The organism is Algoriphagus vanfongensis DSM 17529 (genome assembly GCF_000429465.1).
Classification (GTDB): domain Bacteria; phylum Bacteroidota; class Bacteroidia; order Cytophagales; family Cyclobacteriaceae; genus Algoriphagus; species Algoriphagus vanfongensis.
Genome location: NZ_AUBX01000018.1, coordinates 103,068 through 116,226 on the forward strand (window position 1 = coordinate 103,068; position 13,159 = coordinate 116,226).

General features: G+C 42.9%; 9 protein-coding genes. 4 read left to right on the forward strand and 5 right to left on the reverse strand.

What is annotated here, in order from left to right; genetic code table 11:
* Positions 1 to 33 precede the first annotated feature (33 nt).
* The gene (locus G460_RS0118660; protein ID WP_026956780.1) at positions 34 to 1,230 is read right to left on the reverse strand and encodes an esterase; all 1,197 of its coding nucleotides are present in this window, start codon (positions 1,228 to 1,230) and stop codon (positions 34 to 36) included.
* Positions 1,231 to 1,361: 131 nt separating this feature from the next.
* Positions 1,362 to 3,398 carry a beta-N-acetylhexosaminidase gene (locus G460_RS22200; RefSeq protein WP_035464766.1) on the reverse strand — a complete coding sequence of 679 codons (2,037 nt, stop codon included), beginning with the start codon at positions 3,396 to 3,398 and terminating at the stop codon, positions 1,362 to 1,364.
* Between the two features lie 168 nt (positions 3,399 to 3,566).
* On the opposite strand from G460_RS22200, the gene G460_RS0118670 reads away from it, so the two are divergent.
* From G460_RS0118670 to G460_RS0118685, 3 genes are all read left to right on the forward strand, one after another.
* Positions 3,567 to 4,736 (forward strand): acetyltransferase domain-containing protein, encoded by a 1,170-nt coding sequence (locus G460_RS0118670; protein WP_035464768.1) that lies wholly within the window; start codon positions 3,567 to 3,569, stop codon positions 4,734 to 4,736.
* 121 nt (positions 4,737 to 4,857) lie between these two features.
* The gene (locus G460_RS0118680) at positions 4,858 to 5,733 is read left to right on the forward strand and encodes a carbon-nitrogen hydrolase (protein WP_026956782.1); all 876 of its coding nucleotides are present in this window, start codon (positions 4,858 to 4,860) and stop codon (positions 5,731 to 5,733) included.
* Between the two features lie 3 nt (positions 5,734 to 5,736).
* Positions 5,737 to 6,810, forward strand: coding sequence for an agmatine deiminase family protein (locus G460_RS0118685; RefSeq protein WP_051316121.1), 1,074 nt, complete (start codon positions 5,737 to 5,739; stop codon positions 6,808 to 6,810).
* A 126-nt stretch (positions 6,811 to 6,936) separates the two neighbouring features.
* Here G460_RS0118685 and priA read toward each other — a convergent pair whose 3' ends face one another.
* From priA to G460_RS0118700, 3 genes are all read right to left on the reverse strand, one after another.
* Complete coding sequence (gene priA, locus G460_RS0118690; RefSeq protein ID WP_026956784.1) at positions 6,937 to 9,456, reverse strand: replication restart helicase PriA; 2,520 nt, start codon at positions 9,454 to 9,456, stop codon at positions 6,937 to 6,939.
* Positions 9,457 to 9,460: 4 nt separating this feature from the next.
* On the reverse strand, positions 9,461 to 11,485 hold the full coding sequence (locus G460_RS0118695; RefSeq protein WP_026956785.1) for a thioredoxin domain-containing protein: 2,025 nt from the start codon (positions 11,483 to 11,485) through the stop codon (positions 9,461 to 9,463).
* 79 nt (positions 11,486 to 11,564) lie between these two features.
* Entirely contained in the window at positions 11,565 to 12,548 is a 984-nt protein-coding gene (locus tag G460_RS0118700) for a GSCFA domain-containing protein (protein ID WP_026956786.1), read from the reverse strand.
* A 120-nt stretch (positions 12,549 to 12,668) separates the two neighbouring features.
* Here G460_RS0118700 and G460_RS0118705 point away from each other — a divergent pair, with 120 nt between their 5' ends.
* On the forward strand, positions 12,669 to 13,157 hold the full coding sequence (locus tag G460_RS0118705; protein WP_026956787.1) for an RNA polymerase sigma factor: 489 nt from the start codon (positions 12,669 to 12,671) through the stop codon (positions 13,155 to 13,157).
* Positions 13,158 to 13,159: the final 2 nt, after the last annotated feature.

The window sequence follows — 13,159 nt, forward strand, 5'->3', positions numbered from 1 at the left end:
AGGCACACAGGAGCTACAATAGGTTCAGGTAATTTATTGGAAAAGCTGAGGTGCAAACTGGGTAAGATAAACTCGCCAGTTTCTCCAGATATGACCACCTTCGGACTCTACGTAGTCATAAGGCATGTCCATTGCATCAAGCTTTTGTCTATATTCTGTATTTGCATCGTAGAGAAAATCGGTTTTACCAATAGCTATCCAGTAGAGTTTGTAGCCATTTTCTTTTTGAGTTTGTAGAGTCTGGTCAAAATCACTGTAAACTTTGCCGGTGGCATCCTCTCGAGGCATGATGGCTGCCGAAAACAAACCGATGTAGTCGAATGTATTGGGATAGTATCTGGAAATATGGAGGGTGTGAAAACCACCCATGGATAGACCTGCGATTGCTCTATTTGATTTATCGGCTTTGACGCGATAGTTGCTTTCTACAAAGTTGATAATGTCCTGAAAAGCTCCCTCGTAAGTTCCGTCCATGGTCTTTGGTACCATAAATTGTGGTTTGTAAAAACCTTTGCTTCCTTCTCCCGGTGCGCCATCCTGGATTACATTGCCGTTTGGCATCACCACGATCATCGGCTTAGCTTTCCCCGCTGCGATCAAATTGTCCAAAATCTGCGAAGTTCTTCCTAGATTGATCCAAGCCTCCTCATCTCCTCCAGCTCCATGAAGCAAGTAAAGCACCGGGTAAGTAGCAGATGAGTTTTCATATCCTGGAGGAGTGTAAATCGTAATCCTTCTGTCCATATCTAGCCCCGGCGAATCATACCACCTCCGAGCTACAGTGCCATGGGGTACATCCTGCACTTGATACAGATCTGCCTGATCTCCGCCTATGATAAAAATATTGGTAGCAGAGGCGACATCGCGAATCAAAAATGGATTGCTGGGATCTGTTGTCGTAAAGCCATCGATGATAAAGGAATAATTGTATAGTTCGGGAGGGAGAGTCGCTGACTTGTAGATCCAAACTCCATTTTCGTCTTTTGTCAGGTCGGCCTTCCCCGGGCCGTCCATTTGCCCCATGGGAGTGTCCATTTTGACAGATGGAAGAAAATCTCCTGTGATCTGTACGGAAGATGCTTCTGGGGCAAAGAGTCTAAACGTGACTGATTTGTCTGGATGAACTTCCGGTGAAATTATCTGCTGTGCACGAAACAGCGCTTCTTGTGCGAGAACTGAACTACTGATCAAAAAGCAAAGGATCAGTGCTGAAAGTACTTGTTTGGTCATAATACGTGGATCTATTGTGTCATAGTGGAAAAATAGAAAAAACGAAAAGGAAATCCTACTAAATTTTGGCAGAAAAAACACAAAAAAAGCTCTAGCAAAATGCTAGAGCTCTTGAGTCGGACAAGGTCGAATTAGCGGTCTTGTACTTTTTTGACCAGTAGCTGTTCGACTTTAAACTGCCAATCTGAAAATTGATGCTCCTGATTAGCCAGGTGAACGTGATGATCTTGATCAATGATGTAATCGGCAGGTTTGTCTAGCTGTCTAGTCTGTCCATAGACTGCTTCCACCTGAGATTGTATAGCTTCCCATTCTGATGTGAGGGTTTTGAGTTTCGCTTCAGCCTGGCTTCTGGATTCACCACTTGGCTCGTCTAGTTCTGCCAAGGTCAGTAGTGTTCTGTTGGTGAACTGAGCGACTTGCGCCACTTGCTCATAGACTTCCAGTTTGTAGGTGTTGCGTTTTGCCAATTTTTTGGATTCGGCGATTTGCTCCAAAATTGCTTCGATTCGAGCTTGGTTTTCCTCGGCTTTGGCAAGTCTGTCCTGGTATTTTTCAGTCCAAGTACCGGCAGAATCCAAATTAGGCATTTCGATCAGTGATCGCATGGCATTTTCACCATGATTGGCTAGTCGATTTCGATCTTGGCCCGGTTTCAGAAGGGAATTTTTCCAGAAGCCTACAGCCAATTCCAGAGAATCTATAAATTCCATCGATTCGTCAGCAAGCGCGGGGCCGAAGGTTCTTTGTCTAAATGTCTTTTCTAATTCTTCGATAGATCTTTTATCTCCAGCCCAAGTGTATTCGGCAAAAATGGAGATGCCTCTGCTGTAAAGTTCGAAATGGGGTGAGTCATCATCCCAAAGTGTAAGAAGTAGTCCCTTGGCTCCATTTCTGATCGAAATCAAGGCGAAATCCCGGATGTTTTTCGCATTACTTTGATTCAGCGGCATCAGGTTCCAGCGTGTCTGTCCGGCTGTGGCGCCCATGACTTCGAAGCCATTGTCTGTAAACCATTTCATGGCTCTTTCATTACCGGGAGTCTCAGGATGGCTATAATTCCACCTCATGTAGACGCAGTTTTTTGGGAACATGTCCACATACTTATTCAGTTCTGGTTCCTGTTTTGTCCAGATACTGTCTACCTGAGATTCGGTTAGTTTTTCATTGAACATGGACTGATAAACTCCAGCATTTTTTAGTGGCATATCGTCCCAGAAAATCGGGGTTAGGCCTTTTTGCTCTGCGTATTCACTGACGCGGTTTAGCCAGATTAGTTGAAGTTCCAAAGCTGATTTTCCGCTATTTCTTCCCGTCGTATGCACTTCATCTCCACCTACGTGTAGGTAGGTAGCGTAGGGAAATGCTTTCAGTGCATCTTCATATAGGTCAAACTGAACTTTGTAGGTTTCTTCATCCAATGGATTGAATGCCCAGTCACTCTTCGGGTCATCCCTCAGATGTTTGTATTCTTCATGTTTCAAAATAAAAGAAGCATGTCCCAATCCTTGGACCAATGGACTTAACTCTATGTTTCGTGCTTTTGCATAGTCGCTGATTGCTTTCCATTCTTCTATGCTAAAAGCGTCCGAAGAGCCTACTTTGGGTTGGAGCTGAAAAGCCAATTTATCCTCAATCTCAACGATGATAGCATTGATTTTCTGAGTGGCCAGTTGGTCCAAAAGGTCATAGTAGTATTCCTTTTTCTCGAGGTGGTGCTTGACATCCCAGTGGATAGCTCTGTATGTCAATTCAGGTTCATCTTCAATTTTCAGCTGAGGTAAATCTGCGTTCTGGTCTTGACAGTCTTGTAAGATCTGTCCCAAAGTCATCAAGCCATACCAAAGTCCTTCTTGGCTGCTAGCTGAAACAGACACTGCATCAGAATCAATTTCTAGTTCGTAGCCTTCTGGAGCAATTTGTTTCGCTTCGTCATAGGTAAAGGTGATGACAGGATTTTCAAATGAATCCAAGTTTCCGTTGGCTACAAAATATTCATATGCTTTCGTATAAGCCGCTTCCACTGCTGCTAAGCTCAGGTCTGAGTGTCCCGTCAGGGTGAGGGAACTTGGACTCGGGAGAATCTGTAGTGCTACAGGTTGGGATCCTTTCTTTTGACAGGATAAAGTCAAAAAAGCCAAGCAGAATAAAACAATAAGGTTTTTCATAAACAGGGTTAATTGTAACTGTGAAAAAGTAAAATTATAAAATTATAAAATGGAAAAAAGTTATTATAAAATTTTAAATAAGTATAAGGGGAGAATCGAGTTCATTGTTTGCAAATAAGTTGCATTTTATATTCCTTTGTCCGCTCAAAGTCAGTCGAAGGGAAGATCATGCAAACGACTATAATCTCCGATTTCAGCAGTAACAGTAAAAGCTCAAGAATTGCTTCTATTGATATCTTGCGTGGGTTAGTCATGTTGATTATGCTGTTGGATCATGTACGGGAGCGATTCTTTTACCATCATCAGGTATCGGATCCCATGGTACTTTCTGACGTTGCCCCATCCTTGTTTTTTACGAGATTGGCGGCGCATTTGTGTGCTCCGGTATTTGTGTTTTTGACTGGATTGGGAGCCTGGCTCTATGCTCATCCTTCCGGTAAAGCTCCTCGTTCGCCAAAGTCGTTTCTGCTCAAGCGTGGACTGTTTTTAGTTCTTTTGGAAATCACACTGGTGAACTTTTCATGGTTTGGGTCATTTCAAACGATTTACCTTCAAGTCATATGGGCGATCGGTTTGAGCATGATTTTCTTAGCTTTCTGTAGTGGTATGCCTAGACATTTGCTTGGTCTTTTTGGTCTGGTGATAGTTTTCGGGCACAATGCACTATCGTTTGTTGAGTTTTCTCCTGGAGAATGGGGATATACAAGTTGGGCCATTCTTCATGACAGAGGCTTTTTGATCGATACTGATTGGCTGAGGATAAAAGCCTCCTATCCGATTTTGCCTTGGATGGGCGTGATTCTGTGTGGGTATTGGATGGGACCGCTTTTTGGCAAAGAAGTCAGCCAACAGAAAAGGATTTCTACCTTGGTTTATTTTGGATTGGGGTCTTTTTTGGTATTGGCAATCCTTCGGGGCACGAATAGCTATGGGGAGACTTTGCCTTGGAAAGTGCAAGAATCAATCACACTGACGGTGATGGATTTTTTGAATTTCACCAAATATCCTCCTTCCTTGGATTTTATCCTATTGACATTGGGAATTGGCTTTTTACTGTTGGCAGGATTTGAAAAGAACACATGGAAGCCAATGGAAGTGCTACGGATCTATGGCAACGCACCCATGTTTTTCTACATTCTTCACCTTTATGTCTTGCTGGTTTTGTATACGTTATTCAATTCCATATTTGGTCCTACTCAGGGGAAACTCTTCGGATTTGAGCATCTCTGGCAGGTATGGACTTTAGCAGTGATATTGGGTTTTGGACTTTACTTTCCGACGAGGTGGTTTGGGAAGTTGAAAAGGAGAAGTCCCTATGCAATTCTGAAATATTTTTAAGATCGCTTAAATAGTCAGGTAATTTTCAAATTTTTCAATCTTCCCATTTTCCAATCTGATTTCTCATTTGTCAATCCCTTAATCTCCTGTAACTTTACTGGCTCATTCAAAACCAATAGCCGTGGCAAACAAAAACGTCAAAGTAGGTCTGGTGCAGCTCAGTTGCTCTGGGGATGTCGCCGAAAATATGAAGAAAACAATCGCAGGTATCCGTGAAGCGGCCCAGAAAGGTGCGCAAGTGGTTGTACTGCAGGAGCTTTTCAGATCTCTCTATTTCTGTGATGTGGAGGACTATGACAATTTTAATTTGGCAGAAGCCATTCCAGGTCCATCTACTGAAACCTTGGGAGAAATTGCCAAAGATCTAGGAGTAGTTATTGTCGCCTCTCTATTTGAAAAGCGTGCCGAAGGTCTCTATCACAATACCACTGCGGTATTGGATGCTGACGGTAGCTATTTGGGTAAATACCGGAAAATGCACATTCCTGATGATCCAGGATATTTTGAGAAATTCTACTTCACACCTGGAGACTTGGGTTACAAAGTTTTCAAAACCAAATTCGCTACAATCGGAGTATTGATCTGCTGGGATCAGTGGTATCCGGAAGCGGCAAGAATCACTGCTTTGAAAGGAGCGGATTTCTTGGTTTACCCAACGGCAATCGGATGGGCTAAGTCTCAGGATGAGGCGACCAATGACGAACAGTATGGCGCTTGGCAGACTATTCAGCGATCTCATGCTGTAGCCAATGGTATCCCGGTAGTGTCTGTAAACAGAACCGGAGAAGAAGCCGAAATGCAGTTTTGGGGTGGATCTTTTGTTGCTAATCCATTTGGTAGGGTCGTTTACAAGGCGCCTCATTTGGAAGAAGAAGTGCATGTGGAAGAGCTGGATCTGACAGGTTCGGATCGATACAGAACTCACTGGCCTTTCCTTCGTGACAGAAGAATTGATTCTTACGAACCTATCACCAAGCGTTTCCTCGACGAAGATTAATTGATGAAAGATATTTTCAAACTTGCTGAAACTGGAGCTGCAACTCCAGCTGAATTGGGTTACTATTTCCCTGCGGAATTTGCACCTCAAGAATCCATGTGGCTAAGTTGGCCACATAAAGAGGAGTCTTGGCCTGGGAAAATTGAAACTATTTACGCGCCTTATTCTCAGTTTATCAAGGAAGTTTCCAAGGGTCAAAAAGTAAATATCAATGTTGCTGATGAGGCAATGAAGAGGTTTGCTTTGGGCCATTTGGATCAAGCAGGAGTAGATTTAGGCAAGACTTCCTTTCATTTCTTTCCCACCAATGATGCCTGGTGCAGAGATCATGGACCTGCATTTTTGATCAATCCTCAAGCTGAAGTAAAAAAGGCTTTGGTAAAATGGAATTACAATGCTTGGGGAGAGAAATACCCTCCTCATGACTTGGATAACCAGATTCCGATTCACATAGCTAAAGCACTCGGGATTCCTTGCTTTAAGCCGGGGATTGTCATGGAAGGTGGATCTGTGGAATTCAATGGAAAAGGCACTTTGTTGACTTCCAAGGCATGTTTGCTCAATAAAAATAGAAATCCTCACCTGAATCAGGCGGAGATTGAAAAATACCTTTGCGATTATTATGGGGTCAGCCATATCCTTTGGGTAGGAGATGGGATCGTCGGAGATGATACGGATGGGCATATAGATGATATCACCCGCTTTGTCAATGAGGACACAGTAGTGACTGTCATTGAAGATCACAAAGGAGATGAGAACTACGATATCCTAAAGGAAAACCTTGAGATGCTGGAGCAGATGAAGCTTCAGGATGGAAAGCCTTTGAATATTGTGGAATTGCCGATGCCAAGCCCGGTTGTTTGGGAAGGCCAGAGATTGCCTGCATCCTATGCCAATTTCTACATTGGAAATGAGGTGGTTGTGGTTCCAGTTTTCAGAGATAAAAATGATCAAAAAGCTTTGGATATCCTTTCAGGCTGTTTCCCGGAGAGAAAAGTAATTGGAATAGATTCCACAGACATTATTTGGGGACTGGGAAGTTTCCATTGTCTGAGTCAGCAGGAACCTTCGGTTTAGGAAGCAGTGGTCAGAACTCTGTAATAGTCGGATCTATACTCGGAAAGGGGCTGTCAATGATTGAAAATAATATGAAAATAGAGAAGGCGATCCTTGTGGATTGCCTTTTTTGCTTCAAAAGCAGCTTTAGTTTGGATCGACATCGATCACCCATCTCACAGCTCTGAACTGCGGTATCGCTTGCAGTTCCTCCAATATCTTGCTGAGCTGCTCTTTGAAATCAGTTTGAGTAGGGCCTGATCGGTCTAGTTTGATGAGACTTTCGAATTGATATTGGTTCTTGATCCTGCCGATAATTGCTTTTTCCGGACCCAGCACAATCTTTTTTACCGGGATTTTGGCCATTTCCTGATGCAGTGCCAAAGCAGCTTTTTCGCATACTTTGAAATCAGCATGTCGGGTCGTGATTTTCACCAGTTTGACATAGGGAGGATAGTAGAAATTCTTGCGCTCCGCCATCTCCTGGCGAAAATATTGATAGTAGTCACCCTTGATTACCTTTTCAAAAACTTCATTGTCAGGATTTCTGGACTGGATGATGACTTGACCTTTTTCAGCTCTTCTCCCAGCTCTACCCGCTACTTGAGTGATTTGTTGATAGGCTCGTTCTCCGGCTCTGAAGTCAGGAAAATTCAAAATCCGATCTCCATCCCAAATCCCAACTACAGTTACTCTTCCAAAGTCTAAGCCTTTGGTGATCATCTGTGTACCGACCAAAATATCGATCTGACCAGCTCCAAATTCATCCAAAATCCGCTGATAGCCATATTTATTTCGGGTGGTGTCCAGATCCATCCTTCCCAGTCTTGCCTCAGGAAAAAGGAGGCTCAAAGATTCTTCAATTCGCTCGGTGCCCATTCCCAAGGTGCTCAGTTGGGTGCTGCCGCAAGCTGGACAAGAGCTAGGGACTTTTTCCTTGTAGCCGCAATAGTGACATCGCAATTCCTCGGCATATTGATGGTAGGTTAGGCTGACATCGCATTGCACGCATTCCCCAGTCCAGCCGCAATCCTCGCATTGGACATAAGGAGAGTAGCCGCGTCTGTTTTGGAAAATCAACACTTGCTCGTTTTTGTCCAGAGCAGCCTGAATTTTTTCCCTCATCAGGCGAGTAGAGTCCAGTTTGAGAAGGTTTTTTTTTCGATCCGCACTCAAATTTGCCAAATGATACTCCGGTAAACTGGCATCACCAAAACGATGGGTCAGTTCCACATAGCCATACTTGCTCTGGCTGGCGTTGAAATAACTTTCGAAAGACGGAGTGGCCGATCCCAAAATGCATTTGGCCTGATGAAAATATGCCAACATGATGGCTGAATCCCGCGCCTGAAAACGTGGTGCTGGGTCAAATTGCTTGAAGCTGGCCTCATGCTCCTCATCTACAATGATCAATCCTAAGCTATCAAATGGAAGGAAAATTGATGACCTCACTCCAACAACAAAGGAGAATCTTCCGCTTAAAACTCCATTCCAAACTTCGACCCGCTCATTATCAGAGTACTTGGAATGATAAACTCCCATCTGAGAGCCAAATACCTGTTGGAGTCGGCTGACTATCTGGGTGGTCAGGGCTATTTCAGGAAGCAAAAGGAGAACTTGCGAACCACTTTCCATCGCTTCCCGAATCAGCTGAATGTAGATTTCGGTCTTTCCACTTCCGGTAACCCCATGAAGCAAAACCGTCTGTTTCTCCTCGAAATGCTGCTTGATTTCATCTAAAGCTTGATTTTGAGATTCAGAAAGAACTGCAGGCTCTTTTTCTGGCTCTACTTCTTCGATACGGTTAATGACTAGTTTGAATGATTCAAAAACTCCATTTTTGATCAATGTTTTGAGAGAACTTTCAGAGTCTCCCTCTTCCAAAAGTGATGACTTGGCTATTCCTTTTTCGTTCAGTTTGAGATTTTGAAAAATTGGAACATCTCTCAAATATTTTAGCAGAATAGACTCCTGCTTGGATTTGCCGGCGATGGCTTCAAATACAGCTTCCAAAGCTTTCCTGTCAGAAGCAATTTCATTCACAATCCGAACTCTCGTTTCGACTTTCGGGCTGTACTTTTCCTGTACTTTTTCAAAAATCAATACCGCTTCTTTGGCAACCAGACTTTTCAGAATTGGGTGAATTGTTTTGATGCCGAGGATTTTTTCGCAGTCCTCATAGCTGATTTCTGCTTGGTTTTCCAATGCATCTAAAATCAAATCCTCACGATCATCCATGGGATAGCTGCTATTTTCCCGATCGAAATTCGGATTTGCCTGGATTTTGGATTCACTGCTCAGGCGCAAACCCGAAGGAATCGCCGCATGCATGACTTCACCGATATGGCAGCAATAGTAGCTAGCCATCCAAACCCAAAAGCGAATTTGAATCGGATTGACCGTCGGCTGATCATCCAAAACCTCCAAAATCGGCTTGGCATCATAAGCCTGTGGAGGTTTGTTGTGAACCTTACCAATAATTCCTGTCAAGACCTTTTTTCTTCCAAATTGCACGATCACCCGGGCTCCGATTTGAATCTGGGAGGCAAGAGAAGATGGGATTTTGTAAGTGAACATCCGGGGAATAGGAACCGGCAAAATGATGTCCGCAAAGTTTTTACCGGACTCCTGGTTTCCAAATTCCTCGTCTCCAAAAAGGTTGTGCACAGATTTAACTTAAATAGGGTAATTGGCTGATGGCCTCTTTGACTGTGCCGACAGGTTTTTGACAGGCATGATCAAAGCAAACATAAATTAAGGCATTTCCATCTTGATCTGCATACTTTCCAGCCAAAAGTGGGGCAGTTTCTGTCACTTCTTCGGACCAAGCCACCACCAAGTTGGAAGGATGTGTTTTCAGAAGTTCCAAAGCCAATTTTTCTGCTCCTTTTCCTACAATCGCTATTTCAGCTGTTGGGACGATGTTTTCTAGAAGTAAAGTTGCCCAATTGCTAAGAAATCCAGGATCTTTTAAGATCAAATCCTTCATTCCGCTGATCATCTTTTTTGAAATAGACAAATAGTTCTCCTCATAAGTCAATAATGCCAAATGGTGAAGGTTTCTTGCCATCACAGAATTGGAGGCGGGAATCACATTGTCAAAAAGCTCCTTTTTGTTGGCGATCAACTTCTCTGCGTCTGGATTATTGAAAAAGAAAAAACCATCGGCTTCATCAAAGAAATGCAGCAAACAAAAGTCAGTGAGCGATTGTGCCAGTTTCAAATATTTCCCCTTCCCACTTACCTGATAGGCCATCAAAGAAGCTTTAATGACTGCAGCATAATCTTCTAAAAAGGCAGGAGTATAAGCTTGTTTGTTTTTATAAGACCTGAAGAGAACTCCATCTAGGATCATTTTCTCTTGGATAAAGTCAAGGTTATCCACAGCTAGTTGTAGTGTGGATTTGTCCTGCGTTGCTATGAAAGCTTGAATCAAGCCAGAACTCATCCAGCCGTTCCATCCAGCCAGGATTTTATCATCTTTTCCAGGGAATATTCGTTGATTTCTGATCTCAAGAAGTTTGGCTTTCAGTGGGTTGAGTCTCTCAAGAAGCTCTGATTCAGTCATGTTGAATTCCGTAGCGACCTCTTGATATGATTGGGTTTGAAAAAGGATATTGACGCCATCTTCCCAGTTGCCATGGATTTTCAGATTGTAGAGTTTGCTAATCCAAGGCATCTCATCTCCTACGATCTCTTGCAGTTCTGCATAAGTCCAAGTGTAAAATTTGCCCTCAACCCCTTCGCTGTCCGCATCTTGAGCTGCCTCAAAAGCACCTTCCGGTGTAAGCATTTCTGCTTTGAGCCATTCGATAGTTTCAGTGATTTTTTCCAAAAAAAGTGGATCCTGACTGCTTTGAAATGCCTTGGAATAGAGCTCCAGCAACTGTCCGTTGTCATAGAGCATCTTTTCGAAGTGGGGAGCAAACCATTCTCCATCTACTGAGTAGCGAGCAAATCCACCTCTCAGCTGATCGTAGATTCCACCCATTCCGATTTTCTTCAATGTGAAATAGGCTGAATCCAGCAAATCCTGATTTTTGGAAATAAAGCCATAATACAGGACAAAATTCCAGATTGCTGGCATGGGGAACTTGGGAATGCGATTCATTCCACCCCATTCTTTGTCAAATTGAGAGGCTAGTTTTGCGCTGATTTCAATCAAGTCATCTGGATCAAAATCTACATTTCCTGCCTGAATTCCATATTTTTCAATTTCAGATCGGTTCAGATTGTTTCCAAAACCTTCCGCGCTTTCCGCCAATTGATCATGATGCTTTTCAAAGGCATTGGCAATGTTGGCGAGCAAACCTTTCCATTGCTCATTTTTGAAATAAGTACCTCCATAAAATGGCTTTTGATTAGGCATCAAGAATACATTCAAAGGCCAGCCACCTTGTAAGCCCATAGCCTGAACCGCATCCATGTAGATATTGTCCAAGTCTGGCCTTTCTTCCCGATCGATTTTGATGCAGACAAAATGTGTATTCATCAAATCAGCGGTAATCTCATCCTCAAAACTTTCCCGCTCCATGACATGACACCAATGGCAGGCAGAGTAGCCAATCGAAACCAAAATCGGCTTGTTCTCAACTTCTGCTTTTTTGAGTGCTTCCGGTCCCCAAGGAAACCAATCCACAGGATTATGTGCATGCTGTAGGAGGTAAGGACTTTGGGAATTGATGAGGCGGTTCATGATCTGGAATTGAAATATTGGAAAATTAGAAAATTGAAAAATTCTGTCACCCTGAGCGGAGTCGAAGGGTGTTTTTTTCCTAAGACGGTTTTGACTGGAGGTCTTTGCTAAGAGCTTTGATCTCTTTTGAAAAATCAAATTCTTCATTCAATCGTTCCAGCTTTGCCACTAAGTTTTGCTGAAACTTTCGGTGGGAATCCGATTCTGGATTGAGTGGACGATGCGCTAGCTCAAGTTGGATTTTTGAAATTTCTGCTGCTTTTTTTTCAGTTTCAGTGTCAAAAATGGCCTTTTTCCACTTTTCCCAAATGTAATTTTCAGCCTCCTCAGTAGGATGTATCAAATCGGATTTATAGAATCTATAATCCCGCAATTCATCCATCATGATTTCATAGGCAGGAAAATAGCTCACAAAATCAAATTGCCTTTCAAGATTGCCGCAGAGCACTCTCAAGAGGCTTTTGCTGAGTTGATTTTCGGAAATTCCATCTTTGATATGTCTCACAGGGCTGACTGTCAAGATGATGTTAAGCTGAGGAAAGGCTCCGGAAATATTCTCAAATACAAGAGCCAAGTCGTTTTGCATTTCCTCGAGGGAGGAAAGCTTCTTTTCGAAAAGCTTTTGGGCTTGTTTGTGACAGTTGGCCACTCTTCCGTATCCAGGTAATTCGTATATCCAAGATGTCCCAAAGGTCAAAATCAAATGACTGCCTTTTTCCAAGTATTCTTTGGTTTGAGTCATCTTGGAAGAGTATTGCTGAGCCAAGTCTTCTTTGCTTTTTCCCTTTAGGTCCGAATGAACCCCATAGTGAAAAAAGAGTCCGTCTCTTTGCAAAATGCCATCCAGATCCATTTTGTCTTTGGAAATGGCATGATCCAATAAATCCGCCAAAATCTGAGGATGGAAGATAGTCCCAAACGGATTGACCAAGGTGTCAAACTTGGCATTTTTCATTTTTTCGCCGATCACATCTGCAAAGCAAGAGCCCATGCTGAGGATTTTGCTTTGATGCGTAATCTGAGAAGGAAGAGGAGAAATCGGGAAATCCAGTGACCATTGCATGATGTGAATTTAAGGGATTGTGGAAGCTCAAATCGAAATTTCTATTTAGTTTTTAAGAAAAATGAGAGGCTAGTGTGATTTTTTGCTTTTCCTTCAGACTAATATGTCAAAAGCTAATTCATGAAGCGAGAGGACGAATTTATTCAACTCATTCAGCAAAATCAGGGTCTGATCTTCAAAATTGCGACCATTTATACTCGTGATCGTGAGGAGCAGGAGGATCTGTGTCAGGAGATAGTCTATCAGACCTGGAAGTCTTTTGAGCAATTCAGAAATGCCTCTAAGCCGAGCACTTGGCTTTACCGTGTGGGAATGAATACTGCGATTACCAATCTCAATCGGTCCAAAAAACAGGTGACTGCAGTGCCGATGGATGGGTTGGAATTGAACCTGATGGATGAAGTCGATTCTCAAAAAGAAGAGCAGATCAAGCTAATGTATTCTGAAATCAGAAAGTTGGGTTTGCTGGATAGAGGGATTGTTTTTCTCTATTTGGAGGGGAAAAACCATGAGGAAATCGCGGAAATCGTCGGGATCAGCGTCAGCAATGTGGGAACACGGATTTCTCGCATTAAGGAAAAGCTTAGAAAAGGAGTTCAAACCTATTAATT

Bases quoted from the DNA above. Each gene is read 5' to 3' on its own strand.
- G460_RS0118660 (WP_026956780.1), bottom strand. From the start codon at position 1,230: ATGACCAAACAAGTACTTTCAGCACTGATCCTTTGCTTTTTGATCAGT.
- G460_RS22200 (WP_035464766.1), bottom strand. From the start codon at position 3,398: ATGAAAAACCTTATTGTTTTATTCTGCTTGGCTTTTTTGACTTTATCC.
- G460_RS0118670 (WP_035464768.1), top strand. From the start codon at position 3,567: ATGCAAACGACTATAATCTCCGATTTCAGCAGTAACAGTAAAAGCTCA.
- G460_RS0118685 (WP_051316121.1), top strand. From the start codon at position 5,737: ATGAAAGATATTTTCAAACTTGCTGAAACTGGAGCTGCAACTCCAGCT.
- G460_RS0118695 (WP_026956785.1), bottom strand. From the start codon at position 11,485: ATGAACCGCCTCATCAATTCCCAAAGTCCTTACCTCCTACAGCATGCA.
- G460_RS0118700 (WP_026956786.1), bottom strand. From the start codon at position 12,548: ATGCAATGGTCACTGGATTTCCCGATTTCTCCTCTTCCTTCTCAGATT.
- G460_RS0118705 (WP_026956787.1), top strand. From the start codon at position 12,669: ATGAAGCGAGAGGACGAATTTATTCAACTCATTCAGCAAAATCAGGGT.